Annotated in this window: 20 protein-coding genes and 2 tRNA genes; 16 read left to right on the top strand and 6 right to left on the bottom strand. The window is 45.1% G+C overall.

From position 1 onward, the window contains the following. Window positions 1–209: 209 nt before the first annotated feature. The 6 genes from AAA943_RS01205 to AAA943_RS01180 are packed head-to-tail and all read left to right on the top strand — an operon-like array spanning window position 210 to window position 4,594. On the top strand, window positions 210–542 hold the full coding sequence (locus AAA943_RS01205; RefSeq protein WP_338222414.1) for an arsenosugar biosynthesis-associated peroxidase-like protein: 333 nt from the start codon (window positions 210–212) through the stop codon (window positions 540–542). Continuing rightward, entirely contained in the window at window positions 542–1,594 is a 1,053-nt protein-coding gene (gene arsS, locus AAA943_RS01200; RefSeq protein WP_338222413.1) for an arsenosugar biosynthesis radical SAM (seleno)protein ArsS, read from the top strand. Before AAA943_RS01205 ends, arsS begins: the two co-directional genes overlap by 1 nt. Then, window positions 1,594–2,241, top strand: a complete 648-nt coding sequence (locus tag AAA943_RS01195) for a TIGR04282 family arsenosugar biosynthesis glycosyltransferase (protein ID WP_338222412.1) — start codon at window positions 1,594–1,596, stop codon at window positions 2,239–2,241. The genes arsS and AAA943_RS01195 overlap by 1 nt, the downstream gene beginning before the upstream one ends. Continuing rightward, the gene (locus AAA943_RS01190; protein WP_338222411.1) at window positions 2,210–2,842 is read left to right on the top strand and encodes a DUF6134 family protein; all 633 of its coding nucleotides are present in this window, start codon (window positions 2,210–2,212) and stop codon (window positions 2,840–2,842) included. Before AAA943_RS01195 ends, AAA943_RS01190 begins: the two co-directional genes overlap by 32 nt. Further along, window positions 2,839–3,543: a TIGR04283 family arsenosugar biosynthesis glycosyltransferase gene (locus tag AAA943_RS01185; protein WP_338222410.1), complete on the top strand. Its 705-nt coding sequence runs from the start codon at window positions 2,839–2,841 to the stop codon at window positions 3,541–3,543. The genes AAA943_RS01190 and AAA943_RS01185 overlap by 4 nt, the downstream gene beginning before the upstream one ends. Continuing rightward, window positions 3,536–4,594, top strand: a complete 1,059-nt coding sequence (locus AAA943_RS01180) for a VOC family protein (RefSeq protein WP_338222409.1) — start codon at window positions 3,536–3,538, stop codon at window positions 4,592–4,594. Before AAA943_RS01185 ends, AAA943_RS01180 begins: the two co-directional genes overlap by 8 nt. Here AAA943_RS01180 and gap read toward each other — a convergent pair. Further along, on the bottom strand, window positions 4,575–5,603 hold the full coding sequence (gap, locus tag AAA943_RS01175; protein ID WP_338222408.1) for a type I glyceraldehyde-3-phosphate dehydrogenase: 1,029 nt from the start codon (window positions 5,601–5,603) through the stop codon (window positions 4,575–4,577). The genes AAA943_RS01180 and gap overlap by 20 nt on opposite strands. Window positions 5,604–5,787: 184 nt before the next feature. Between gap and AAA943_RS01170 the strand changes: the two genes are divergently transcribed. The 4 genes from AAA943_RS01170 to AAA943_RS01155 all read left to right on the top strand — a co-directional run bounded on the left by AAA943_RS01170 (window position 5,788) and on the right by AAA943_RS01155 (window position 10,452). Beyond that, window positions 5,788–5,859: transfer RNA gene (locus tag AAA943_RS01170), tRNA-Glu, on the top strand. A 75-nt stretch (window positions 5,860–5,934) separates the two neighbouring features. Then, window positions 5,935–6,006: transfer RNA gene (locus tag AAA943_RS01165), tRNA-Glu, on the top strand. Between the two features lie 181 nt (window positions 6,007–6,187). Beyond that, window positions 6,188–9,601 carry a HEAT repeat domain-containing protein gene (locus tag AAA943_RS01160; protein ID WP_338222407.1) on the top strand — a complete coding sequence of 1,138 codons (3,414 nt, stop codon included), beginning with the start codon at window positions 6,188–6,190 and terminating at the stop codon, window positions 9,599–9,601. Further along, a complete protein-coding gene (locus tag AAA943_RS01155) occupies window positions 9,598–10,452 on the top strand; it encodes a PIG-L deacetylase family protein (RefSeq protein ID WP_338222406.1) in 855 nt (284 codons plus the stop codon). The genes AAA943_RS01160 and AAA943_RS01155 overlap by 4 nt, the downstream gene beginning before the upstream one ends. A 30-nt stretch (window positions 10,453–10,482) precedes the next feature. Here AAA943_RS01155 and AAA943_RS01150 read toward each other — a convergent pair whose 3' ends face one another. Next, the gene (locus AAA943_RS01150) at window positions 10,483–12,087 is read right to left on the bottom strand and encodes a hypothetical protein (protein WP_338222405.1); all 1,605 of its coding nucleotides are present in this window, start codon (window positions 12,085–12,087) and stop codon (window positions 10,483–10,485) included. 313 nt (window positions 12,088–12,400) lie between these two features. Here AAA943_RS01150 and AAA943_RS01145 point away from each other — a divergent pair, with 313 nt between their 5' ends. Next, on the top strand, window positions 12,401–13,417 hold the full coding sequence (locus tag AAA943_RS01145; RefSeq protein ID WP_338222404.1) for an alkaline phosphatase D family protein: 1,017 nt from the start codon (window positions 12,401–12,403) through the stop codon (window positions 13,415–13,417). 74 nt (window positions 13,418–13,491) lie between these two features. Next, window positions 13,492–14,988 (top strand): calcineurin-like phosphoesterase C-terminal domain-containing protein, encoded by a 1,497-nt coding sequence (locus AAA943_RS01140; protein ID WP_338222403.1) that lies wholly within the window; start codon window positions 13,492–13,494, stop codon window positions 14,986–14,988. 61 nt (window positions 14,989–15,049) lie between these two features. Here the strand turns inward: AAA943_RS01140 and AAA943_RS01135 are convergent, their stop codons facing one another. Continuing rightward, complete coding sequence (locus tag AAA943_RS01135) at window positions 15,050–16,918, bottom strand: gamma-glutamyltransferase family protein (protein WP_420915576.1); 1,869 nt, start codon at window positions 16,916–16,918, stop codon at window positions 15,050–15,052. Window positions 16,919–17,015: 97 nt separating this feature from the next. Next, window positions 17,016–18,077 (bottom strand): carboxypeptidase-like regulatory domain-containing protein, encoded by a 1,062-nt coding sequence (locus AAA943_RS01130; protein ID WP_338222402.1) that lies wholly within the window; start codon window positions 18,075–18,077, stop codon window positions 17,016–17,018. A gap of 177 nt (window positions 18,078–18,254) precedes the next feature. Here AAA943_RS01130 and AAA943_RS01125 point away from each other — a divergent pair, with 177 nt between their 5' ends. From AAA943_RS01125 to AAA943_RS01110, 4 genes are all read left to right on the top strand, one after another. Next, window positions 18,255–19,619, top strand: coding sequence for a DEAD/DEAH box helicase (locus AAA943_RS01125; RefSeq protein ID WP_338222401.1), 1,365 nt, complete (start codon window positions 18,255–18,257; stop codon window positions 19,617–19,619). Window positions 19,620–19,702: 83 nt separating this feature from the next. Continuing rightward, entirely contained in the window at window positions 19,703–20,530 is an 828-nt protein-coding gene (locus tag AAA943_RS01120) for an N-acetylmuramidase domain-containing protein (protein WP_338222400.1), read from the top strand. Then, the gene (locus tag AAA943_RS01115) at window positions 20,530–20,976 is read left to right on the top strand and encodes a DUF1572 family protein (RefSeq protein WP_338222399.1); all 447 of its coding nucleotides are present in this window, start codon (window positions 20,530–20,532) and stop codon (window positions 20,974–20,976) included. Before AAA943_RS01120 ends, AAA943_RS01115 begins: the two co-directional genes overlap by 1 nt. 74 nt (window positions 20,977–21,050) lie before the next feature. Further along, entirely contained in the window at window positions 21,051–21,527 is a 477-nt protein-coding gene (locus AAA943_RS01110) for a TspO/MBR family protein (RefSeq protein WP_338222398.1), read from the top strand. A 4-nt stretch (window positions 21,528–21,531) separates the two neighbouring features. Here the strand turns inward: AAA943_RS01110 and AAA943_RS01105 are convergent, their stop codons facing one another. Together AAA943_RS01105 and AAA943_RS01100 are read right to left on the bottom strand one after the other, a co-directional pair. Further along, complete coding sequence (locus AAA943_RS01105) at window positions 21,532–22,809, bottom strand: APC family permease (RefSeq protein WP_338222397.1); 1,278 nt, start codon at window positions 22,807–22,809, stop codon at window positions 21,532–21,534. Between the two features lie 161 nt (window positions 22,810–22,970). Next, window positions 22,971–26,096, bottom strand: coding sequence for a WD40/YVTN/BNR-like repeat-containing protein (locus AAA943_RS01100; protein WP_338222396.1), 3,126 nt, complete (start codon window positions 26,094–26,096; stop codon window positions 22,971–22,973). Between the last annotated feature and the right edge of the window lie 150 nt (window positions 26,097–26,246).

Raw genomic sequence — 26,246 nt, 5'->3', positions numbered from 1 at the left:
GACATCAATGAAAAAAATAAGTGATCCAGAAAATCTCCTTTTCTCTGTAAGAATCAAGTAATCAAAGCCTTGCGTGATTAATCCCTTGCATAGCAATATTCTTTTGTTCCAAGCTCCTTTCAGATTGGGGAAATTTTCAGCTTTTTTGAAACAATGACAATCTACATTTAGCTATTAGTTCGTATTTCATCCTAAAATCAATTAACCTTATGAAGACGTATTACAATCCTGAAGATTTGAAAAAATTTGGTTCTATCACAGAGCTTCAAAAAGCAATGGGTGATAAGTTTTTTGCTTATTACGCAGAGGTGTTTAAAGAAGGAGCGCTCACTGCCCGTGAAAAGTCTCTCATTGCCCTTGCCGTAGCTCATGCGATTCAATGTCCTTATTGCATCGATGCCTATTCAGTGGATACGCTGGAAAAAGGCTGTGACGAGGAGCAGATGATGGAGGCTGTGCACGTAGCCGCTGCTATTCGGGGAGGGGCATCTTTGGTTCACGGAACCCAAATGATGAATAAAATCAAGGAATTATCCATGTAATGAAATCTTTAAAAGCTTTAAATCACACTTTAGCCAATTCTAAGGAGGCCTTTGACATCCTTCAATCTCCCGTCTACGGGAGAGAAATTTCCTTTGCTGACCATTTAGAAGCTTCGGGATTATTTCCTTTGAAGCCTACCCAACTTGAGATTTTTCAAATCAATCTGGGTAAAATGTGCAATCAGGTCTGCAAGCACTGCCATGTGGACGCGGGTCCTGACCGAAAGGAGATCATGACCCGAACCACGATGGCCCAGTGTCTTCGCGTGATTCGGTCTGAATCCAGCATTCACACAGTGGATTTGACAGGAGGAGCTCCAGAGATGAATCCGGAGTTTCGTTGGATAGTGGAGGAGATACGAAGCTCCAGGCCGGATGTTAAGATTATAGTCAGATGCAATCTCACCATCATCCTTGCCAATCCACGATTCCATGATTTGCCGGATTTTTTCAAAGCCAATAGAGTAGAGGTGGTTTCCTCTCTTCCATATTTTACCGCATCCAAAACCAATGCACAAAGGGGAGACGGAGTTTTCGAAAAATCTCTGGAAGCCTTGAAAAGACTCAATGATGTAGGATATGGTATGGAGGGATCAGACCTGGTTTTGAACTTGGTTTACAATCCATCAGGAGCCTTTCTTCCCGGAGATCAAAATGAACTTGAGTTGGAATTCAAAAAGAAATTGCTGGACAGGTATGGTATCCATTTCCATGGGCTTTTCACCATCACCAATATTCCTATTTCGAGATTCTTGGAATATTTGATTCGCTCAGAAAATTATGAGGGCTATATGGAAAAGCTTGTTGGTGCATACAATCCTTCTGCTGCTGCAGGGGTAATGTGCCGAAACACACTTTCGATCGGCTGGGACGGTTATTTGTATGATTGTGACTTCAATCAAATGCTGGAGATGAAAGTGGAAAAGAGTGCTTCTCAGCATATTTCTGAATGGGATGCAAAGTCCCTTCTGGAGCGCTCCATTCAAATCAATAATCATTGCTTTGGTTGTACTGCCGGAGCGGGTTCTAGCTGCGGAGGGGCCACAGCCTAATGCAAAAAACTGCCCTGATTATTTTTCAGAAAAATCCCGAATTAGGTAAAGTGAAAACCAGACTAGCTGCTGGTATAGGTGATCTCAAGGCCTTGGAAATCTACCGGAATTTGATCCAAATAACCTGTGAGGAAGCTCAAGAGACAGGTTTCGAGGTGTTTGTATTCTATTCCTCATTTATTCCGGATCAGGTAGCATTCCCCAGATTTCAGGCATTGCTACAAAAAGGCAAAGACTTGGGAGAAAGAATGGAAAACGCTTTTCATGAAGTATTTGCTATGGGGTATTCCAAAGCAATTATCATTGGGACGGACTGTCCTGAGCTCAGCACGGAGATTCTACTGGAAGCAGAAAGCAAACTCGAGACAAATGAAGTGGTGATAGGACCTGCAGAGGATGGAGGATACTACCTTTTGGGCCTGAAATCCCTGCACCCCGAACTATTCAGATCCATTGCCTGGAGTACGGGATCAGTTTTGAAAGAAACCTTGGGCCGGGCTAGAGCTTTTCGTTTAAAGTCGGAGTTGTTGGTTCAGTTGAGTGATTTGGATACAGAAGAGGATTTGATCCGGCTCTTTGGTCAGGGTTCTGAGTGGAAAGAAAAATTGGGATGGGATGAGAAAAAACTGGAAAACCATCAGAAGTAAGGGTAGGATTCTTCGTTTCCTGATTGGTTTCATGCTCTTTTCTCAAAATTCACCTGCGCAAGAGGCAGATGTGGCTCTATTTGAGGTGGTGGTTTTGGGTATAAAGATCGGAGAGCTCGAGGCCAGCCGGGATAAGAATAGGAAAGATAGCCTCGTTTATGAAGTGAACAGTCAAGTTAAGTTTTGGTTTTTTGGAGGGGTGGATGTGCGGTTTCAAAACCGGTCCTTTTTTCTGAAAGACCATATTGTCAAGACCACTTCCACAAGTAAAACCAACCGGGGAGATTTTTTTTCTTTAGTCCGCTGGGATGGGGATCATTACCAGGTAAAGGCTGATTCGTACCAATTTGAAAATAGAACACCTGTATCAGGACCTGTAGCCTGGTGCAGCACCAAGCTGTTTTTTGAAGAGCCAAGTCCTCAGGATATTTTCCTCTCTGAAGTCTATGGATTAGCTCAGAGGATTATCCAAGTTGAACCCGGTGTGTATGAAATTGAAATCAACGGAAATAAAAACCGCTATTACTATCAATCCGGAAAGCTAGATAAGATCGTACTTGAAAACCCGATTAAAAATTATCAAATCAGAAGGGTAAAATGAATGGTTTATTTCAACTGTCTGTCATCATTCCGGTTTTGAATGAGGAGGCCAATCTCCGGGAGCTGCTCCCCTTGATTTCCGCTCATGGAGGAAAATTCGTCGTGGATTTGATTGTGGTGGACGGAGGGAGCAAAGACAACAGCGTCGCAGTAGCCCAAGAGTTTGGGGCTAAAGTTTTTGAGTTAAAAGAAGCCTCGAGAGCCAGGCAGATGAACCTCGGGGCTAAAGCGGCTCAGGGAAATACGCTTTACTTCGTGCATGCCGATACCAGACCCCTTCCCAGTTTTGCCATGGATATTCAAGAGGCCAGATTGAGAGGGTTTAGAGCCGGATGCTATCGCTATCAGTTTGATTCTGACCATTGGCTTCTCAAAATCAACGGTTGGGCCACTCGATTCAACGGTCCATTTTCGGGAGGAGGAGATCAGACGCTTTTTATTTCGACCAGTTTATTCCAAAAGTTGGGCGGATTTAAGCCGGACTATTGCCTGATGGAGGATTTTGAACTAGTCCGACGAATTAAAAAAAGATGGTCCTTCTATATAATCCCAAAATCCATTGTAGTTTCTCATAGAAAATATGTAAATAATTCCTGGCTAAGGGTTCAACTGGTTAATCTTTATATCTTTATCCTGTTCCTCATGGGAGTTTCTCCTGAGTCCCTGAAAAAAACATACAAAAAACATTTGAAACATGGGTGACTTCGGCTATCAGTTAAATGGGATTCAACAGGTAGGTATTGGCGTTATAAACCTGGAAGAGTCCTGGAAGTGGTACCGAAAAGCATTTGGAATGGATGTTCCTATTTTTCAGGACAAAGCGGAAGCTTACCTTATGAAAGGGTATACTGGAGGAGAAGTTCACTCCCGGCATGCTGTATTGGCGATGAATATGCAGGGTGGAGGAGGATTTGAAATCTGGCAATTTACCAGTCGCAAGCCCACTGCTTATCAGGGAAAAACGAGTTGGGGGGATTTGGGAATTTTCGCAGTGAAGATTCGCAGCCGGGATGTGCTCAAATCCAAGGCATGGTTGTTGGAATGTGGGGCAGAAGTCGTGACTCCTCTTCTTACTCACCCAGACAGCACCCGAAGTTTTTTCATCCGTGATCCCTTTGCCAATTTGTTCGAAATCCGCGAATCCGAATCCTGGTTTAGATCCGGTAAGTCCTTGCATGGCGGTGTACTGGGCGTATGTATTGGAGTCAGTGATCTCCAAGAGTCCCTCAATTTGTACCAAGATATTTTGGGTTTTTGTGACCAAGTCTATCTGGAAAAAGACTACCAAGCCAAGTGGGAGAACAATATAGGAACCTCTTCCAGAACCTTGCTTGAGATGAAAGGACTAAATCCGGGAGCTTTTGGTGCCCTATTGTGCAAGGCTCAGGTAGAATTGGTGCAGTTGGACCAGAAACCGACCTGCAGGATTTTTCAGGACAGATACTGGGGAGATTTGGGATTCATTCATTGCTGTTTGGATGTCAATGGGATGCATGACTTAAAAGCTAAAGCTCAACTAGCAGGCTATCCCTTTACCGTAGACAGCGAAGACAGCTTTGATATGGGCACCGCTTCCGGTCATTTTTGTTATTTGGAAGACCGGGATAGCACCTTGATTGAAATGGTCGAGACTCATAAAGTGCCCATTTTTGAAAAGTTCAATTGGTATATCCACCTCAAATCTCGTGATCACCGCAAAAATCTGCCCTCGTTTTTGGTCCGGATGCTTGCAATCAATCGAGTAAAGGATTGATTTCGATGAGCTTGAGGGCCAAGTCGACCAACCGATTGGCATAACCGGATTCGTTGTCATACCAGCCGACTACTTTCACCAAATTCCCTTTGGCAGAGGTCAGAGCTTCGTCAATAATGCAGGAGTGAGAATTGCCTATGATATCCATGGAAACAATAGGGTCTGATTCCACCTGCAAAATCCCCTTCATTTCACTTTTCGCTGCCTGTTTGAATGCCTGATTGATTTCATCGGCACTTGGAGATTTTTCCAGTTCTACAATCAAGTCTGTCAGAGAGCCATCAGGTACAGGAACCCGCATTGCCGAAGCTTCAATTCGACCAGCAATAGAGGGCAGTACACGGTCCAATGCCTTGCCGGCATTGGTAGTAGTAGGAATGATGGAATAGGCAGCAGCCCTGGCTCTCCTAAGGTCCCGATGGGGCGCATCGTGGAGGTTTTGATCATTGGTGTAGGAATGGACCGTGGAAGCATACCCCTTAATCACTCCAAAATGCTCATCGAGGACCTTGATCATCGGAGCCAGGCAGTTGGTCGTGCACGAAGCGTTGGAGAGGATCTGTTCCTTTCCTGTCAAAATGGAATCATTGACACCCAAGACCACCATTGGAACGCTGGTGTCAGCTGCCGGGGCAGAGATAATTACTCTTTTTGCTCCTGCCTTCAAATGCTTTTCGGCGCCTTCACGATGGGTAAATCTTCCGGTACACTCCAAGACCAAATCAACGTTCAGTTCTTTCCAAGGGAGATTGATCGGGTCAGAGTGGCACAGAAGCAAGGTTTTTTCTTCTCCTATGTTCAAGTAGGGAAGGGATAGACTTACCTTTTTTTCCAATTTTCCATGAATGGAGTCGTACTTGAGTAGATGGGCTATGGAATCCGGCTGGGCCAAATCGTTAATTGCCACTAACTGAATCTGAGGATTATCCAAGAGCAACTTGGCTGTGTATCTGCCAATACGGCCAAAACCATTGATGGCCACTCGAATTTTGGGTAAGCTTGAGTTCATTGGGTTTTTATTCCGGGACGAAATTAGCTAAAAGTCTTTAAGGTATTTCAAGCAAATTTTTAAGGCTTTGGTTCAGTGATTTACCCTATTTCCAAAGAAATTTTTGCAGCACTTTTGGCTTTGTAAACTTGACCCGCTATATTTGCACAACCTTTTGAAAAAGCACGTTTTTCAAACAAAAAATGGTCCGTTCGTCTAGGGGTTAGGACGTATCCCTTTCACGGATAAAACACGGGTTCGATTCCCGTACGGACTACTTAACATGCTGATTTACATTGATTTATGAAAACATATTCCCTTCGTAAATCAGTTTTATTTTTCACCCTTTCATGGTCCGTTCGTCTAGGGGTTAGGACGTATCCCTTTCACGGATAAAACACGGGTTCGATTCCCGTACGGACTACTAAGACGTCAAGCTCAATCACCGAGTAGTCTTAACTTATTTTTGTTTTATGGTTGTTAGTGGTTAAAGTGAACAAAATCCCGATCCTTGATCGGGATTTTTGTTTTTTACGGCATTTTGATCAACGGCGTGCGGAATATTTGCCTTTTTCCTATTTTTCTGTGTCAAAATTCCAATAGTTATGCCCAAAGCCTATTTTCCTTTTCGGTTTTCTTTCTTTCCCCCTTTAGTTGTTCTCCTCATACTTTTTTCCTGTAAAAAGCAGGAAGAAGTAGACCTCCGGATTCAGACACTGACAAAGGATCAAATCCTTCCTTTGGTAGAAAGTGCCAAAACATCGGTGAATCCCATTTTGACCGAAGGGTTAAAACTCGAAGTTTGGGCAGTTGATTCTCTTGTCAAAGATCCCATCTCCATTCAAGTCAATGACCAAGGAGATATTCTCTATTCCCGGTCTCCGAGAAGAAATACAGCCGAATTTGATATCCGGGGACATCAATCTTGGGAAATTCGCTCCATTTCTCTTCAAAATATTGACGACAAGCGGGCTTTTCTCCGGGAAGAACTTTCACCTGAGCGTTCTTCCGAAAATACTTGGCTGACTGACCTCAATGGAGACGGAAGCCATGACTGGAGAGATATGTTGGTGGAGAAAAACGAGGTGTATAAGCTTCGGGATACTGATGGGGATGGGTATGCCGATTGGTCTCAGCTCATGGTGCAGGACTTTCATGAGGAAGTCACCGACGTGGCCGGAGGCCTGATGGAAACCGAAGATGCGCTCTTTGTGGCCGCAGGTCCGGATTTGTGGAGGCTGATGGACAAAAACGGCGATGGAATCATGGACGAGAAGAAATCGCTTTCCTACGGCTATGGAATTCACATCGGCTTTGGAGCTCATGGTATGTCCGGGATCGAAATGGGGCCTGACGGGAGAATATATTGGGGCATAGGAGATATTGGGTTCAATGGAAAAGGTCCTGATGGTACCGAATGGAAATATCCCAATCGGGGAGTAATTGCCCGGGCAAATCCCGACGGAAGTGATTTTGAGATTTTTGCCATGGGCGTGAGAAATACCCATGAGTTTGTTTTTGATCAGTACAACAACTTGATCTCTGTGGACAATGACGGGGACCACCGGGGAGAAAGTGAAAGGCTGGTCTATCTCACCAATGGCTCAGATACGGGCTGGAGGATCAATTGGCAGTTTGGAAAGTACCGAGACCCTGACAACAATACCTACAAAGTCTGGATGGATGAAAAATTGTACCTTCCGCGCTGGGAGGGCCAAGCGGCATACATCACCCCTTGTATCCAAAACTACATCAACGGTCCTACGGGCATGCTTTTCAATCCGGGTACGGGATTGGGTGAGCGCTGGAAAGACCACTTTTTCGTGGTTGAGTTTGTTGGGAATCCTTCCACTTCAGGTCTTCATGCCTTTCAGCTACAGCCAAAAGGAGCCTCCTTTGAAATGACCAAAACCGAAAAGGTAATCGGTAATTTCCTGCCGACAGGAATTGATTTTGCCCCGGATGGATCGATGTATCTGGCTGACTGGATTTTTGGATGGAATGATAAAAATTATGGAAGGATCTGGAGACTGACAGACGAAACAGCCAAAGGTTGGGAATTGCAAAAGCAGACAGAAACTGAAATCAAGGCTGATTACAAAAAACTCAGCGAGAAAGAGCTGGAAGCCAAACTTTATTTCGGAGATCTCCGGGTCAGAAGAAAAGCTCAATTTGAGCTTGCCCGCAGGGGAAGCAAAGGGGCAGAAGTTTTTTCAAGAGTCATCCAAGACCAAAGCAATCAATTGGCAAGGGTGCATTCAATTGTTGGATTGAGTCAGCTCGCAAGGATGGAAAAGATGGAGTTTGCAGATGCACTTGTGCCTTTGCTGAAAGATAAAGACCCTGAAATCCGGGCTCAGGCCGCCAAATGGCTGGGAGACATTCGTTATTCCAAGGCTGGAAAGGAATTGATTGCGGGACTTCAGGATGAAAATTCACGTGTACGCTTTTTCAGCTCGGAAGCTTTGGGACGAAGCAGCAATCAGGAGGCTGTACAGCCTTTGATTTCACTTTTGGAATCCAACAATGATGAAGATGCCTACATCCGCCATGCAGCCTCTTTGGCTTTGGCAAGAATCGGTCAGGTAGAGCCTGTGGCAGCGCTTTCCACTCACCCTTCTTTTGCAGTGCGCTTGGGAGCGGTAGTGGCCCTGAGAAGAATGGAATCTCCCGAATTGGTTCGATTCCTGAATGATTCCAATGAGTGGGTCGTCACAGAAGCAGCAAGAGCAATTCACGATGACTTCTCCATTCCTGAAGCAATGCCTGCCTTGGGTGCTTTGCTTAGCACCACCGAATTTCAAAATGAAGCTTTGATCCGAAGAGCCATCAGTGCCAATCAGCGATTGGGAAATGTAGAAAACCTGAATCATTTGCTCGTCTACCTCGGCAAACCGGGGATTTCTGAAGCATTAAGAATGGAAACCCTTGCCGCAATTGGCACTTGGGCCAAACCATCCCTAGTCGATCGGGTAGATGGACGCTATCGAGGAGTCGTCGAAAGAGACCCGGCCCTAATTCGCGATCAGGTGAAGCCGGTTCTTGTCTCTCAGATCAACCAACCTGCAGAAGGCTTGAGAATGGAGTCTGCCAAGGCTTTGGGAAGGCTTGGGGTCAAAGATGCTCAGGATTTGCTTTTGACAAAATTGAAATCAGACCCGTCCGACGGGGTGAAGATTCAAGCCTTGGATGCCTTGGTGGCTTTGAATTCGGATAATTTGGGAGAGGCGATTTCCACGGCAATGAAAGATAAGTCTCAGGCAGTGCGTGTGTCCGGATTGAGCTATCTCGCGGAGCTGGACCTTCCTACCGATCAAAAGGTTCAGCTATTAACCGACATCATCCAAAACCAGACAGTTCCCGAAAAGCAAACGGCACTGCTCACCTTGGCAGGCTTGGAAGGAAGTCAATCCTTTCCTGTTTGGAAGACCTTCTTGAGTGATTTTGAGGCAGGAAAAATGCCGGAAGCCACTTGGATCGAGTTGGAAGAAGCCATTGTGCAGACGGGTTCAGAAGAATTGAAAAGCCAGTTTACTGCCGCTTTGGATAAAAAGGCGGATGGTGAAGAATGGAAGAAATACTCTGGCGCTTTGGCACAGGGAAATGTGAGATTGGGAAGATCAATTTTCTTTGAAAATCAAACCGCCCAATGCATCCGATGCCATGCCTACACGGATATGGGTGGCACCGCAGGTCCGCCATTGGATGGCATAGGACGAAAGCTTTCCCGAGAGGAATTGCTTATTGCCTTGGTTGAACCAAGCAAAAGACTCGCTCCTGGTTATGGATTTGTGACTTTGGAATTGAATTCAGGAGATAAGGTCACAGGAACTCTATTGGCTGAAGATGAAAAATCTTTTCAGATCAGAGTCGGTGCTGAGGACAAGACGATTTCAAAAACAGAAATCAAGTCTTCTCAGTTGGCACCTTCCAGCATGCCGGCCATGGGAGGACTTTTGACCAAGAGGGAAATCAGAGACTTGGTTTCTTATTTGAGCACCTTATTGAGTACTGAATGAAAAAGCTGTTGTTTGTCACTTTAGGGATTTTTTTGGTCATCATTGCACTGACTCCGTGGATGCTGATTCTCTTTGCCAAAGGACAACTGCATGACCCTGAAGTCATCCAAAGGGATAATTTGGTGGGAAAAATGCCAAAGAAGGTGATTTTGGCACTTTTTCCTCATCCCGACGATGAAGTGACCGTGGCAGGTACCCTGATGAAATTGAAGGAAGACGGGCATGAAATACGGATCGTTACTCTGACCAAAGGGGAAAAAGGGAAGTCATCCGTACTGGAAGATGAGGATATCCTGGCAGAAATTCGGTGTGAAGAAATGCACAAAGCTGCTGATTTGATTGGAGCTTCTGAATTGCATCTTTTGGATTATCCGGACAGCGGTTTGTCAGCAATAGGTTTGGATTCTCTGAAAGGGATTGTTTCAGATTTGATAGACCAAATTCAGCCAGATGTCCTGATTACTTATGACTCCAAAGTGGGACTTTATGGCCACCCCGATCATCGATTGTCTGGTTTGGCTGTAGAGCAGGTCTTTCAGGAAAACTCATCCAACCCCCAATTCAAGCCTCAAAACCTTTTTCAGGTTACTCTTTGCTCCAAGCAGATTAAAGTGGCCTTGAAGCTTTCTTCCAGCTTCAATAAAAACTATCCGGAAGACCCTTCCCAAGGATTGCCCGATCCCGATTTTTCTGTAAAAACTCAAGAACATTTTCCTCAGATATTGGAAGTAATGAATGCTCACAAGAGCCAAAAAAAGGTACTTAAAGACCTGATGCCCTTTCATGACCGGGTGCCTATTTGGATGTACTCCCGGGTTTTTGATCGGGAGTATTTTCACGAAGTCAAGTGATGGGAGGACTCATTGAGCCCCTGCAAACTATCAGTCAGGGTAGTTTTTCAAGGCAAAGTTTTCTGCATTGGTGTAGCAGAAGTCATCCACCCATTTTTCTACGTCTTCTCTGGATTTGAAATGAGCTAAATGCTTGGCTTGGGGATTTTTTCTTGCTTGGTCGATTTCAAAAACCAGATTGTTGGCCATCTGCTCGTACTGTAGGGAAGTAGGATAGGGATCTACCGGATCGATCAGCCCTTCAAAATCCGTCCCGATGGTAATGCACTGCCAGATCTTGGGTTTTTCTTCCTCACTCAGATTTTTGCTGGAATAAGCCGCTTTTACAATTCCTTCGATATTCTCCCAAATCAGCTGAATTCCATTGCGCTTGGGGTTATTTTTTAAATCGGATTTGGTGATGCCCAGAATCCTTTGATCAAAAGAAATTCCAAACAATCCCCCCGTCTTCACGATCATCTCGATATCTTCATCACACATGTTGATGTTCCATGCGTTGAATTTTCCTGTAGGATCGCAGTAGTCATCTTTTTCCTTTTTTTCACATTCCATGTGTTCTGCCAGGGAGGCCATACCAGAATACCCACAATGGGATGCTATCACCGGGATAATATCACCTTTCTCCATGCAGGTTTTGACCATCTCGTAATATTCCATTCTTGATCGGGCAGCCATGTGCTTGACATCAATGAGCATCCTGTATCCGAGTTCGGGGTCTTTTTCAAATTGGCTGTTCAGTCCCAGCATTTCCCGGATGATTCTTCTTCCATTTCTTCGAAAACCCTCATTCATGTGTTTTTTCTGAGTCATCAGGACTTTTCCCATGCCCGGAATGGAATGGGCATGACCGCAGAGGTGATTGTCAAAATGGTGGGCAAACGTGATGAAGAATACCGGTGCTTCCCACATTTTCTTAATGAACTGCACCCGGTCCGAAATGTCCTGTACGTAGCGAAGCCGGTCGGTACCTAAGGCATGTGCGCCTTCGATCGTGAGGATCATAGTAATTTCCGAGTCATCAGCCAGTGACTTTTTGAGTTCTGCTTTGTCTTTTGGTATCCGGTAGCAGGCGTTTTCAGCCACATAGACTTGGGGTTCAGCTTTGGCTCGCTTTTCTGCTGCTTTTTTGTCTCCGAAAAGGGCCTGGGGTACATGGATTTCATTTTTTTTGATCCGCTTGCCGGAGTCCATCAGGACAAAGTCCTTTTCCCGGTTGAGGGATTCCCAATAGTCGTATTCTTTGGATTGAAAGAAATTGACCACCTTGTCCGGTATTCGCATGTAGGCTGTCTGGAGAAGATCTCTTTTGATCCCTGAGTGACCCAAAATGCCTCTCGCCAGGAAATTGTACCACTTGTCTTCTCCGATTTTGGGATCCATGCCGATTACAAACTGACGCTCGAGGGGGTAGAGGGAGTTGAAAGTGAGTCTCAGGTTGGAGTTCCAGCATTTGACCAAATCGATCTGACTGTAGCTGGCTCCCATTTTCCCTTTATCCTTATTTTTTGAGTTGGAGGCAATTACAGTCCAAGGGCTGAATTCACCTTTTCTGGTAAATTTCTTTTGCTTCTCCTGCATGTGAAAATGTGCCCTCATGTGATTGTGGCAGTGCAGGTCTGAAAATTTCCTCTTCATAATGGTTTCTGTTGGGTTGAAAAAGAATTGGGTACTTGAAAACTTTAAAATGAAAGAAAATACTTTGGTATTCGATTCTATAAGTTGTTGATAAATAGAGGGAATTGCAAGTCTGCCTTAGGGTTTTTAAATGTATGCCTAGGATTAAGAAATTGATAAATTTGATCTGTGGGCTCTATTTTCCACTGCATATTTCCCATTTTTCCTATGCAAAAAATCATCACATGAAATGCCAATGAGAAAATGCTTCTCACACAGGGGGATGATTATCAAGGGCATTCCATCTGACCATTAAAAATCAAAATATAAACAGATGAAATCCATCCGAATCCTATTTCTTACTGCTCTAATTTTGGCAGGCATTTTTTCCTGTAAAACCCAAAAACAAACTTCCTCTGAAAATGAAATTACGCGCATAGCTTTCGGTTCTTGTAACAGACAAGATGCTCCCCAGCCACTTTGGAATCCCATCCTTGCGGATCAGCCTGATCTTTGGATTTGGATGGGAGATAATATCTATGGGGATTCTCCGATCATGGATACGCTCAAGGCTAAATATGCCCGACAAAATGCCCATCCTGACTATGCACGACTGAAAAAATCCGTTCCAATCATCGGAGTCTGGGATGATCATGATTATGGAAGAAATGATGCCGGAAAGTTCTTTGCCCAAAAGAAGGAGTCAAGAGACCTTATGTTTGATTTTTTGGATGTACCCGCAGGTGCACCCGAAAGGAAACGTGAAGGAGCCTATTCTTCTCATGTTTTCGGTTCCGCAGAGCAGCAGGTGAAAGTTATTTTGCTGGATGCAAGGTACTTCCGAGATACTCTGGAGCGGGTGGATAGGGTATACCGACCCAATCCGGAAGGAGAAGTACTCGGAGAAGCACAGTGGAAGTGGCTGCAAAAAGAGCTGAAAGAAAGTCAGGCCAAAATCAATCTGATAATATCGGGAATTCAGTTTTTGCCCACTGAGCATGGGTATGAAAAATGGGCCAATTTCCCCAAAGAGCGGGAGAGGCTTTTGGATGTGATTGCCGCCTCCGGAGCTCAGTCTCCTGTTTTGCTGAGTGGAGACAGGCATATTGCAGAAATTATGAAGCTGACTGATTCGCGTTTTCCGGAGGGTATTTATGAGATTACTTCCAGTGGGCTCACGCATACTTGGAGTGAAATAAGCGAAGAGCCTAATGCTTATCGGGTCGGTGACTTGATTGCCAAGCTCAATTATGGATTGGCCAGCATCGATTGGGAGAAAAAGGAAATTCTCTTTGAGGTAAAAGGGGAAACGGGGGCCGTCTATGCTACTCAAAAAATCCCATTCAATTAATGAGCGCTAAACGGGCATACAGAAGCTAAAAATTATCCTTCCGTTGGCAAATAAGCAGCAAAACCATCCTATCTATGTTTAACAGAAGAGAATTTATCAAAGGATTGAGTCTAGCCTCAATGGGCTGGGTAAGTTTGGGAAATCCTGTTTTGGCTGAGATCCAGAGGGAAGTTTCCCTTCAGAATTTGCCGACTCTATTCCGTCCCATTCGAATCAGAGGTCGGGTGACTACTTCCGGTCAGGGATTGTATCGAGTGGCAGTTTCGGATGGGAGAAGTGTAGTCTGGACCAATTCCTCGGGGGAATACACACTTTATTCCTCCTCGGACAGGGATTTTGTCTTTCTATCTCTTCCTTCAGGCTATGAGATACCCAGACAAGCCAACGGTTCCTCCTCTTTTTTCCAGAAAATCAATAAGGCCCGGGAGGAGCAGCAAATCAGCTTTGAATTGAAGAAAACAGTCTCTTCGGATGAAAATCATCATTTTTTGCTGCTTTCGGACACCCAAATTCAGGACGAATACGAAGCAAATCAGCTTTTGACGGTAGCGGCTCCGGATGTCAGAAATACTATCTCCTCACTGAATGATCCCAATTTGTTTGGGATCGGATGTGGTGATTTGGTCTACGACCGCTTGGAGATGTTCAAAGAATACAACGAATCGGTGGCCTCCTATGGAGTGCCGTTTTTCGAAGTCATCGGAAATCACGATATGAACTTTGGCGTGAGATCGGATGAGGGTACTTCGGATACCTTTAAAGGGCATTTTGGGCCCACCTATTACTCTTGGAATCGAGGGGAGATTCACTATGTGGTCTTGGATGATGTCTTTTACCTGGGCACCGGGTCCAAATACATCGGGTATATTCCTGAGGAGCAGTTGGCTTGGCTGGAGCAGGATTTGATTCAGGTGGAGAAGGGGACTACCGTTGTCGTAGCCTTGCATATCCCCACTTATACCGGTGCGGTACAGCGCTATCCGGACAGGGATACCTTAGGAGGTACGGTCAGCAATCGAGAGCATCTTTATCGACTACTGGAAGGCTATCAGGTCCACATCCTCTCAGGACATACTCATTTCAACGACAACATGATTAATGGGCACGTCTATGAACACTGCCATGGTACAGTTTGCGGAGCTTGGTGGTCTGGACCGATTTGCTATGACGGTACGCCTAGCGGATTTGCGGTTTATGAAGCAAAAGGTTCCGAATTGAGATGGAAATACAAAGGCACAGGCTTGGATATAGAAGAGCAGTTTCGAGTCTTTACCAAAGGAGAGCATCCGGATTTTCCTGATTTTTATTCCCTGAATTGCTGGAACTACGACCCGGCCTGGGAGATTTCTTGGTATGAAAACGGCATCAAAAAAGGTCAGCCGGAGAAAATAATGGCTTTGGACCCTTTAAGTATGGCTCTCCACTCGGGACCTGAATTGCCCGCCCGAAGGAAATGGGTGGAGCCTCAGCTCAATGACCATATGTTCTTCTTCAAGCCTGAAACTACTTCCAATTTGGTGGTGGAAGCCAAGGATAGGTTTGAAGCCGTCTATTCCAAAAAAATAGGTTGATATACCTTCCAAAATCAAAAAGAGGAGCATCACATCTGCTCCTCTTTTGATTTATGGGCATTTACCAGGCTATTCCATAGTCATCCCCATAGTTACTGGATCCTCCCCAGAAGGTGCCATGCTTCCAGTCAAACCAGATGGCATTGATCGGTCCGGAGGTTTTTGGCCAAAAATCCATTTTGTAGCCCCGTCTTAGCAAATCCTTTAGAATCCATTCGGGAGTATCTTCCCTTAGAGTAATTGCCCCGGGTTTGATCTCGTGGTCCCCAAAGCTGCTCTGCATCTGATAGGTATTGAAGTTGGCAGCTTCGCTAGCTTCCTGCACATCCATTCCAAACTCCACAATATTCAAAAACAGCTGGAGCAGGTTTTGATCCTGAGAATCTCCACCCTGCACGGCAAAGGCCAAGAAGGGTTTTCCGTCTTTCAGTGCTAAGCTAGGTGTGAGGGTGACTCTTGGTCTTTTTCCCGGTTCGGGAAGGTTGAAAGGATTCAGGTTTTCATCCAAAACGAAGCTCTGCATGCGCTGAGAAAGCCCCACGCCGGTGTTTCCGGCAATGACAGCGGGAATCCATCCTCCGCTGGGTGTGACGGAAACTACCCATCCATCCGCATCTGCTGCTTCCACGGAAGTGGTTCCGCTCTGGAATGCGGATAAGAAGGTTTCATCAAGGGTCGAATTAGCTTGTGAAGGGTCTAAAGCCGCGATTTTTTCCTTGTTTTTGTTTAGGATATCCAGGTAGGGATTGGTTTCTCCCTGAAATGGATAAGGATCGCCAGCCGTGATTTTTGGGTCGTTCTTTTCCCCGATGAGCTTAGCTCTTTCCCTGGCGTATTCTTTGGAAAGCAGGCCTTTCATAGGCGATTTTACGTAAGCCGGATCACCATAGTAAAAATCCCGGTCTGCGAAAGCCAAGCTCATGGCCTGGTAGAGGGTATTGATATATTCCCCGGAATTGTACCCCATGGATTTTAGATCAAAGTTTTCCAAAATATTTAGGGATTGTAGCAAAGCCGGACCTTGAGTCCATTCCTTAAGCTTGTACACGTCGATTCCTTTGTAGTTTACATGCAGAGGCTCCTCGATTTTCACCTTCCAGTTGGCAAGGTCGGCTTCCGTGAATAAGCCTCCCTGTTCCCGGGTTCCTCTTACGATTTCTTTGGCGATGTCTCCTTTGTAAAATCGGTCATAGGCAGCATAAATGGCCTCCTTTCTGGATTTTCCGGCTTTTAGCGCAGCTCTTTCCGCTTCGACCAGCTTGGAAAGGGTTTGGTAAAGATCTTCTTGGACAAAAATTTCTCCGGGAGAAGGTCCTTCTCTTTCTTCTCCCAAGTGGGGTAAAAATACTTTTTTGGAATAAGGCCATTCTTTTATCCTTCCTTTGCCGGATTCTATGGCATTGGCAGTCTGTGCTTCGATGGGATAGCCTTGTGCCAATTGCATGGAGGGGGCGAGGACCTGCTCCAGACTCAGCGTACCGTATTCAGCAAGCATAGTCATAATACCTCCGGGAGTCCCCGGCGTCGTAGCTGCCAAAGGACCAAACTTTGGAGGGTAATCCATCCCTTGGGATTTGTAGAAATCCACCGTTGCCCCTGTAGGAGCGTAGCCCATGGCATTGATGGCGATGACTTTTTTCTCTAGGGGATGGTAGATGAGCGCTTGCGTCTCACCACCCCAAGAGAGTACATCCCACATGGTAGAGGTCGCCGCAATCATCGCACATGCTGCATCCACCGCGTTTCCTCCTTGATGAAAGATAGCGGCTCCTGCAGTCGCAGCTAGGGGTTTTCCGGTGATGGCTACCCAGTTTTTTCCATGAAGGATGGGCTTGTCATTGGGTGTGGATCCGGGAGCCATTCCCGGGAGATTCTGTGCTTGGCTCATCCAAGGCAGACAGCATAGTGCCCATAGGTAGAGTTGTTTCATAAGGTTAGGTGTTGATTTGCTTTGGGTGTTCTGTTTTTACTCAGGAGAAATTGGAATCCCGGGCTAGAACCCCAATTCTATTGGCTTTGATGGCCTTCTAATCCGACTCATCGAGGAGCTGAGTCATGATCGGGACAAAGCCTGGATATTGGGCATTGTAATGCGTGAAAAGCTGAAAAATACTGCCTTTCTCTTTGATGTTGAGTAAGTTGTCTTCAGTAAATTTTTCCATTTCTCCGGCTTGTTCTCCAAATATCTGAAAGAGGTCTTTTCTTTTCTTGGGGACTTCGTATAAGTCTTTTCCTTTCAGATAGTAATAGACATTTCTTTTGATGATTTCATCATTCCTATTGCCTACCATTAATGCAGTATTGTAATTGGACTCTTTGAAAATAGCCTTGGTTCTTCTCATCAGAGGAAGTTTGCCTTCCACCAAAACTTCAAAGAAACCGGATATCGGTGCTCCATCCTCCTTGAAGTCCATTCCATTCACAAAGTACCTTGGTACTTTGTATGCACTATCCATCCAGACGATATTCTGAATTCTCAAGCCGGGCATCACGGAGACCAAGTTGTTTTCCGGCTCCATCAGTTCAAACATGTTGGAATTGATATTGTACCTCACCCGGAATCCTTCCAGGACTTGCTGTTCGCGATAGAGTAGGATAGAGGCAAGATTCCATTTGGTATCGAGATAAAAATTGCCTACCACTTCTTTAGGTTCGGGCGGAATGCCATAAAACATATTGCCTCCGATGAAATTGGGCCTCTCTACCAATAAGCGACTCACATTGGCAGAGCGAATGGTCTTTTGCAAAGCTGCTCCAGTGCCCTCGCTGCCAAATTTGACCATGCGGATGACTCCCAGATCCAAGTCTTTGTCCAGAACAAGGATTCTTTCCTGAATATTGTACCCAGGTAAACTGATTGCCAAGGTGTATTTCTCTGCCTGCACGTTTTCAAGGACAAATCCGCCTGCTGAATTGCTCTGTATCCCCATGGGAGTGTTTCTTAGGACAACAGAGGCACCTCCCAGCGTTTCTTCAGTTTGGGAGTCGATTAGTCTTCCCTTGATGGAAAAATTTTGACCCCAAGTCAGTAGGGGTAAGGATAGGATAAGTGAAAGGAGGAAGAATACTCGGGGCTTGGGACAGTACATGAATTCAAATTTCTTTGGATAGGGGAATATAAGCTAAACTATTCAATCATGCGAAATGATTTGGGTTTGACTTCAATTTGGCGCAGCTCATCGGCAAAATTCGTTTTCTATCGTTTAAGGTCTTATATTTGAACGGCTTGGCCTTATTGCCAGCTTCTTTTATAAAATCACCAAACATTGAATTTTAAATCATTTGAATTCGAGGAAAATCTTCAGGATGGCCTCGATGCGATGGGTTTTGAACAGCCCACCCCCATTCAGGAAAAAGCTATTCCGGTCATTTTGCAAGGCAAAGATCTGATAGCCTGTGCACAAACCGGTACCGGAAAAACGGCTGCTTTTATTCTTCCTATCCTAAACAAAATTTCCAAATCGGGCTCCAGCAGTCTGAATACCCTTATTCTGGCGCCAACCCGAGAATTGGCTTTGCAGATTGATCAACAGATTCAGGGTTTTGCCTACTTCCTGGGAATCAGCTCCATCCCGATCTATGGTGGAGGAGACGGAGTGGTATGGGAACAGCAAAAACGTGCTTTGGAGACCGGGGCTGAAATCGTGGTAGCTACCCCTGGAAGATTGATAGCTCTTTTGGCCGGAGGAAAAATCGACCTTTCTTCCCTGGAGCATCTCGTCTTGGACGAAGCTGACCGGATGATGGATATGGGATTCTCCGAGGATATTCTCAAGATCGTCAATTACTTGCCTACCCAGCGGCAGACGGTTCTTTTTTCGGCTACCATGCCGCCAAAAATCCGGCAGTTTAGCATGAAAATTCTAAACCAACCGGAAGAAATATCCATAGCCATCGGCAAAACAGCCGAAGGGGTCACCCAATCCATGTATTCGGTCTATGACACCCAAAAGGAGGACTTGGTTCGACAAATCCTTTCCCAAAAGGCCTACGAGGCGGTCATTATTTTTGCTTCGACCAAGGAAAAGGTAAAAGCGCTCTACAAAGTACTGCGCAAAGGCTTTGATGTAGAGGCCTTTCACTCTGATTTGGACCAAGTGGAGCGTGAGAAAATCATGTCTGCCTTCAAAAACAAAATGGTCAAAATTCTGGTGGGTACAGACATCATTTCCAGAGGCATTGATGTGGTCGGGATTGAATTGGTGATCAATTACGATACTCCAAGCGATCCGGAAGATTACGTTCACCGGGTAGGGCGTACCGCACGTGCAGACAAGGAAGGTGAAGCCATCACCTTTGTGAACCCAAAGGATCAGCACAAATTTGTGAGGATAGAAAAGTTGATCGGTATGCAAGTCACCCAAATACCTCTTCCTGAAGAGTTGGGTGAAGGGCCTGTTTATTCAGGTGACAGTCCCAAATCCTCAGGAGACTCGGGTAAGTCCTTCAAGAAAAACAAGAAGAAAAAACCCTTCAATAAAGGCTCCAAAGGTCCAAAGCCGGAAGGAAGCCATGAAGAAAAAGCCCCAAGACAACCTACTCCAAGTGCATCCATTTCTCAGGTAGAATCACCAAAGTCTGAATCAAAATCCAGTCGTTTTGGGAATAGAAAAAATGTAATTGATTCCTGACTTACAGGGAATTGTTTGCAGATTTGTAAAGTACTTCAGGTAAATTGGAGTACTTTTCTTTTTTTCATCAAACCAAAAATCCCATGCAAACACTTAAATACAGATCAAGAGGAGAGTTTGTCTCCTACCTTCAGGAATTACTCAATAAGCTGGGTTACCAGATTCCGGGTACAGGCTATTTTGGTCAGATGACCGAGGCAGCGGTGAAAGACTTTCAAAGGAAAAACGGATTGGTAGATGATGGAAAGGTAGGAGTCAAGTCCTGGACTGTCCTCATGGAAAAAACCAAGCCTGCCAAAAAGTTGGAAGACAAGTTCCTTGGCGAACAGGACTTGATCGACTTTGCCGCCAAGTTTCAATTGGAACTGGCAGCAGTCAAAGCGGTAAATGAAGTGGAAAGCAGCGGAAAGGGCTTTTTTGTGGATGGACGACCGAAAATTCTCTTTGAAGGTCATATTTTTTGGAGACAGCTGAGAGACAGAGGGATCGATCCTACTTCGCTTTCCAATGCTTCCAATGCAGACATTCTCTATTCCAAATGGACCCGTTCCCACTATGTTGGAGGCCCCAGAGAATACGATCGGTTGGAAAAAGCCGCCAAGTTACTTTTAGATCCTAAAGTAAGAGAGGCAGCCTTGGCTTCGGCTTCTTGGGGGAGTTACCAAATTATGGGTTTTCATGCCGAAAAACTAGGTTATGCATCGGTGCAAAGTTTTGTGGATGAAATGTACGTCCACGAGCGGAATCAGCTGGAAGCCTTTGGCAAATACCTTTCTGTCTTTGGATGCCTCGCTCATCTCAAAACCAAAGACTGGGCTAAGTTTGCCAAATGCTATAACGGTCCAAGCTATCATGTCAACAAGTACGATGTCAAGCTGGCTAATGCCTATCAAAAATATCTCAATCAATAATGGAGACAAAAGATATTAACTTATTGTTTCAGAGGGATTTGGATCGATTGAAAAAAGAAGTGGAGGCTTATCAAATGGAGGAAGATCTATGGGTTATCGTGCCCGGAACAAGCAATTCAGGAGGAAATCTCACCCTGCATCTCTTGGGTAATCTCCGGGCTTTTATCGGCTCGGACATGGGAAAGACTCCTTACCAAAGAGACCGAGAGCGGGAGTTTGGAGCCAAAAATATTCCAAGAATAGAACTTTTGGAGGAAATCGATCTGGTCAAGGGAATCATGGATCGCTCGCTGACCAACTTGAATCCTCAGGAGCTGGAAAAAATATCACCTCATCGATTTTTTGGTTATGAAATGACTCAGGGCTACTTCCTTGTTCATCTATATGGTCATTTCAATTACCATTTGGGTCAAATCAACTATCATCGGAGAATGATAAATTCGTGATGAAATAGTAAAAAATTGCAATAGAAAGTTGAATAAAGGAAACAAATGAAAATTATTACCTTACCTTTAAGGTAATGAACAGCCTCTTTGCCAACCTTCTTCTTCTTTTGGGAATTCTTTTTTTGACCAATGTTCCTGCGTATTTCCTTGGGTTGAGATTTGAGGGAAATGAGCCTAAAAAAAGGCTCTGGTTTGAGCCGCCAGGATTTGTGATTCCCATCGTTTGGATCTTTTTGTTCCTTCTCTTGGGGTACCTGAGGTATGAATTGCTTCAGATTAACGCAGACAGGCTGGCTCTGATGGTTGTTTTTCTCGCGTTGGTTTGTGCTTCTTATGCCTATTACACACTAGGTTTGGAAAAACTCACCGGTATTTCAGCATTGAAATTTGGCTTAGGGGGAAATATTTTGGTCATTTTGGTTGCCCTTTGGGTAGGCCGAATGGTTTCGGATCTTTCCGCCAATCTTTCCTATTTTGTCTTTCCGATCGTGGCTTGGACATTTTTTGCCACCATGATTATTTTGGGTCAATTGAGATACGAAAAAAGCTAAATTCTTAACTTTTACGTTGATCAGCCAGGAAAATCAAAAGTCCCAAAACCATGATTCCTATTCCTGCCAGACTTTCCCAAGGCCTGCTCCAAAACAGATAAATCAAAACCGACGTACTGAAAATCAGATAGATGTATTGAGGAATCGGCTTGAATGGGGTTTTAAAACCGTTTTCTTTTTTGATTCTCAGCGAAGAATAGACAGTGATCGTTCCCATCAACTGCAAGATAAATCCCGCATAGATCATTACCTGCTCAAAGGATCCTGAGAGAAAAAGCAAAAGACTGATTGCTGTATTCAGGAAAATGGCCCTTACGGGAATTCCTTCTGAATTAAGTTTAGAAAGGGGTTTCCACAGTCGGAAATCCTTGGCCATGGCATAGGTGATTCTAGGTCCTACCCAGCTATATCCGGAAATGGTGGCTATGAGTTGGACGGCAATAAAAAAGCTCACCCACAAAGCTCCTTTGGCACCAAAAAGATTCCCAAAGGCAATATCTGCTACCTGCACCTGTCCTGAAAGTTGCTCCAAACTGGCATGTCGAAGCAGAACCAACTGAAGCAGAATATATACTCCCATCACAAACATCGTAGCCCAAATCAATGCTTTAGGGAGGTTTTTGGCCGGTTGTTCCACTTCCTCGGTGATGTAAGCAGCCGAATTCCAGCCTGTGTATGCGTAGAAAACATAAATCAGAGAAACCGCAAATCCTGGCTGAAGGAGCTCACTTTTCCATGTGTCAGAGAAAAGTAAAGCAGAAGATTCCACGCGGGAAGCGAATAAAACTCCAAGTAGGATCAAGGCCAGTACAAAAAAGATCTTTACCAGGGTGAGTAAATCATGAATCCAGGCAGATCGACTGATGGAAAAAATATGAGCCAGAGGTACTGCCAAAAGGAAAAACAAACCCACCCAAATTTGCTCTCCAAAGAGGGGAGAGAGGTAGAAGTTCATCGCCATGGCTGCTATGGCAATAGGGGCTGAAAATCCTACTGTAAGTGAAATCCAAGCATATAAATACCCGATTGAAGGATGGATGGTCTCGGATAGGAAAATGTAATCCCCACCCGTCTTTCGAAAATGAGTGCCCAATTCAGCATAAACCAAGGCTCCGATCAAGGCCATACCTCCTCCCAATATCCAAAGCATAAGTATGGACCAAGTATTTTGGACCTCGGCCAGCTGAAAACCCAAGCTGGTAAAAACACCGGTGCCTATCATATTGGCAATGACCAATCCTGCGGCGGTTTTCCAGGATATTTTTGAAGTGGTGTAGCTCAAGTTCTGGCTTTTGTAGGGTGATTTTAATCAAGAGAAATGAAGTCTTTTTGATTTTCCTTGGAAAATGCGCGCAGGAAATTCTTTTCCATCAAAGTAACTCTAAATAAACAAAAAAAAGCACCCGAAGCGATCCGGATGCTTTTTTAGGATTAAGGTTGGTTTTAATTTTTCACTGCTTCAAACAGGTCGATAGGAGTGGCTTTAACTTTTTCTTCGTAAGCTTTCCAGTCTCCGTTCACGAAAGCATCAACGATAGCCATGGCCTCATCAGCCGATTCTTTGGCCTGATTGTAAAGTCGCTCTTCTGTGCTTCCCGGTGCACCAAAACTGGAATTGACATAGCTTCTAGGAGCAAATTGTCTGGTCATCGTGGTTGGATAAAGGTTTCTCACGATTCCCTGACCTTCGCGGGTAGGGCCGTAGAAGGCTTCTCTGGTTTTATCCAACTTCTTTTTGATCTCCTTCGTGGCTTCTGCCAAAGCCTTGGCTTCATCGGTGTCCACATCTTTGATCATTGCATTGACCTTGTCAATTACTTTCTGGGCATCCTCCAGCTTTTTGGTGGATTGGCTCACCTCGGTATTCAAGGACTCTAGTTTTTTGAGGAAGTCATCTTTTGCTTTCAAATCAGCCAACTGATAGTCAATTCTAGGGTCCATATTCACTTGGATGGAAGTCTCAGAAGATTCTCCTCCATATTCGAATACCGCCTTGTACAGACCGGGAAGGGCATCTCCGCCACTTGGTTCAAAGAATCCGGATCTTCTTCCGGATCGGGCTGGCATCTCTGCGGTCGATTTTCTGTCGAGGTTCCAAGTAATTCGGTTGACCCCTTTTTCAGGTACCGTCTTCAAGGTGCGAATTTGCTCACCAGCTGCATCGAATATTTTCACAGTAACGGAATCCAGTTTTTCCTTGTCGTCATTGAGGAAAAAGCTCAGTCTTCCACCAAACTCTCTGTTTTCTCCGGCATATTTTCCATCAGCCATAAATCGCTCCCCATGGGCCCGCTGAATTACAGCCTGATAGGCATCCGGTGCTTCAAAAGCTGTGATTTTTCCCGAAGGTGCTTTTCCACCATTTTTGGCGAAAGCCCTCAATGGTCGGATATCGTCCAGAATATAGATCGCACGGCCAAAGGTACCAATCACCAAATCAGCCTCTCTTTCCTGAATGGTCATATCATAGGTGGAGACAGCTTTTGGATAGCCATGTTCCCACTTGTTCCAGGTTTTGGCCTTGTCAAAGGAAACATAAAGTCCGTATTCTGTGCCCAAGAATACCAACTCAGGAATTTCGGTATCCTGAACTACAGAAAGGGTATAGCCCCAGACTTTGTTGTCATCCACGATACGTGTAAACGTTTTGCCGTAATCAGCGCTATGGTACGCGTAGGCACTGAAGTCGTTGTTTCGGTAGTTGTTGGCAATCACCCATACTTCACCTGCATTGTACTTGGAAGCCTGTACTTGAGGAATCCAAGAAGCCTTGGGCAATCCAGGAAGTTTGGATGCCAAGTTAGTCCATGACTTTCCTCCGTCGGTGGTCAGTTGTAGGTTGCCATCGTCTGTTCCCACCCAGATTACATTTTTGTCCACCGGGGAAGGAGCTATGGCCAGAATGGTGGTGTGATTTTCGGCACCGGTGATGTCAAAAGTCAATCCTCCAGTCTGCTGCTGTCTTTGCTTGGTGGAGTCATTGGTAGTCAAGTCCGGAGAAATGACCTCCCAAGATTCACCTGAATCCGTGGATTTGTGGAGGAATTGAGAGGCATAATAGACCGTATTTGCATCGTGAGGATCCTGGGCAATGGCCGCATTCCAGTTGAACCGAAGGAACACGTCTTTATCAGGATGAGTCGGTTTGATGAATCGGTTGTGACCTGTCAGCTTGTCAAATCGACTTACATTTCCTCCCTGAGACATGGTGTATCCGTATCGGGAATCTGCCGGATGAGATACAACATCGAAGCCGTCTCCGAAAGAAACTTCCTGCCAATACGTGTTTCGGATGCCGTCCACTCTCCACACATAAGCAGGACCGGTCCAGGAGCCGTTGTCCTGCATACCTCCGTAGACATTGTAAGGAAGCTCATTGTCTACATTGATGTGATAAAACTGCCCAACAGGAATGCCTTCAGCAAAATACCAAGTCTTGCCTCCGTCGCGAGTGATGTTTAAGCCTCCGTCGTTTCCATCGATCATCAGCTTGGGATCGTTGGGATTGATGTACCAAGCATGATGGTCAGGATGCACTCCTTGATATTGCAAAAGCTGGGTGAAGGATTTTCCTCCATCCTCGGTCATCCCAACTCTAGAGTAAAGCGTATAGAGCCGGTTTTCGTTTTTGGGATCGGCATAAATTTCGAAATAATAGAAAGGGCGGTCGCCGATTTCCTCTTGATCATTGATCATAGAAAATTTTTCTCCTCCATCCTCTGAGACATACAAAGCATTTTTAGAGGATTCAATCAAAGCATAGACCTTATTGCTGTTGGCTTTGGAAATAGCCAAGCCCATTCTTCCCAGATTTCCTTTGGGTAGGCCATTTTCCTCAGCTGTAAGTTTTTTCCAGTTTTCACCTCCATCATGGGTCACATACAGACCTGAAGATTCCCCTCCTGATTCAAAGAACCAAGGGTATCTTCTGTGCTGCCACATGTTGACAAAAAGTTTGTTTGGGTTATTTGGATCCATGATCATTTCTCCGACTCCAGTTTTGGTGTCGATATAGAGGATTTTGGACCAGGTTTTTCCTCCGTCTGTAGTTTTGTAGAGGCCTCTTTCTTCCTGCTCACCCCAAGGTGAACCGATGGCACCTACAAATACGGTATTGGGGTCATCAGGATGAACGATGATTCGGTGAATGGCTCTGGTTTTTTCCAATCCCATTAATTCCCAAGTCTTACCTGCATCCAGAGATCGATAGACTCCATAGCCTAGGTTGAGCGAGTTTCTCGGATTGCCTTCGCCGGTTCCTACCCAGATGATATTTGGATTTTTCTGATAGATGGAAATAGCTCCGATAGAGTGCACCTTCTCGTTGTCGAAAATGGGCTCCCAGGTGATTCCTCCGGAGGTGGATTTCCAAAGTCCGCCTGAAGCCGACCCGGCATAAATAATGGATGGATTATCGTCCACGGCATCAATGGCTGTGATTCTGCCGCTCATTGCACCTGGACCGATGCTTCTGGCTTTCATGGACTTGAACCAATCCATGTTGACCTGCTGGGCTTGGATTCCCAAGCTGAACAGCGCCAGAACAATCAATAAACTGATTTTTTTCATAGGGTATTTGATGGTTTTCTTGCCTTCAATTAAATCAAAAAGGCTTGAATTGTCTCTGGAATTTTATTTCAATGGAAGAATGACCTTATTGGAGAAGATTCAAAATTTGACTGATGGTTTGGGTAAGGGATTTCTTTTCCCTTTCTTTCG

Source organism: Algoriphagus confluentis (assembly GCF_036245625.1).
Classification (GTDB): domain Bacteria; phylum Bacteroidota; class Bacteroidia; order Cytophagales; family Cyclobacteriaceae; genus Algoriphagus; species Algoriphagus confluentis.
The sequence above is the reverse complement of the archived record's forward strand: the minus strand, read 5'-3'. Positions and strand labels throughout refer to the sequence as shown.

Bases quoted from the DNA above. Each gene is read 5' to 3' on its own strand.
- AAA943_RS01185 (WP_338222410.1), top strand. From the start codon at position 2,839: ATGAATGGTTTATTTCAACTGTCTGTCATCATTCCGGTTTTGAATGAG.
- AAA943_RS01195 (WP_338222412.1), top strand. From the start codon at position 1,594: ATGCAAAAAACTGCCCTGATTATTTTTCAGAAAAATCCCGAATTAGGT.
- AAA943_RS01130 (WP_338222402.1), bottom strand. From the start codon at position 18,077: ATGTACTGTCCCAAGCCCCGAGTATTCTTCCTCCTTTCACTTATCCTA.
- AAA943_RS01150 (WP_338222405.1), bottom strand. From the start codon at position 12,087: ATGAAGAGGAAATTTTCAGACCTGCACTGCCACAATCACATGAGGGCA.
- AAA943_RS01110 (WP_338222398.1), top strand. From the start codon at position 21,051: ATGAACAGCCTCTTTGCCAACCTTCTTCTTCTTTTGGGAATTCTTTTT.
- arsS (WP_338222413.1), top strand. From the start codon at position 542: ATGAAATCTTTAAAAGCTTTAAATCACACTTTAGCCAATTCTAAGGAG.
- AAA943_RS01145 (WP_338222404.1), top strand. From the start codon at position 12,401: ATGAAATCCATCCGAATCCTATTTCTTACTGCTCTAATTTTGGCAGGC.
- AAA943_RS01180 (WP_338222409.1), top strand. From the start codon at position 3,536: ATGGGTGACTTCGGCTATCAGTTAAATGGGATTCAACAGGTAGGTATT.
- AAA943_RS01100 (WP_338222396.1), bottom strand. From the start codon at position 26,096: ATGAAAAAAATCAGTTTATTGATTGTTCTGGCGCTGTTCAGCTTGGGA.
- AAA943_RS01115 (WP_338222399.1), top strand. From the start codon at position 20,530: ATGGAGACAAAAGATATTAACTTATTGTTTCAGAGGGATTTGGATCGA.
- AAA943_RS01155 (WP_338222406.1), top strand. From the start codon at position 9,598: ATGAAAAAGCTGTTGTTTGTCACTTTAGGGATTTTTTTGGTCATCATT.
- AAA943_RS01140 (WP_338222403.1), top strand. From the start codon at position 13,492: ATGTTTAACAGAAGAGAATTTATCAAAGGATTGAGTCTAGCCTCAATG.
- AAA943_RS01205 (WP_338222414.1), top strand. From the start codon at position 210: ATGAAGACGTATTACAATCCTGAAGATTTGAAAAAATTTGGTTCTATC.
- AAA943_RS01190 (WP_338222411.1), top strand. From the start codon at position 2,210: ATGAGAAAAAACTGGAAAACCATCAGAAGTAAGGGTAGGATTCTTCGT.
- gap (WP_338222408.1), bottom strand. From the start codon at position 5,603: ATGAACTCAAGCTTACCCAAAATTCGAGTGGCCATCAATGGTTTTGGC.
- AAA943_RS01160 (WP_338222407.1), top strand. From the start codon at position 6,188: ATGCCCAAAGCCTATTTTCCTTTTCGGTTTTCTTTCTTTCCCCCTTTA.
- AAA943_RS01120 (WP_338222400.1), top strand. From the start codon at position 19,703: ATGCAAACACTTAAATACAGATCAAGAGGAGAGTTTGTCTCCTACCTT.
- AAA943_RS01135 (WP_420915576.1), bottom strand. From the start codon at position 16,918: ATGAAACAACTCTACCTATGGGCACTATGCTGTCTGCCTTGGATGAGC.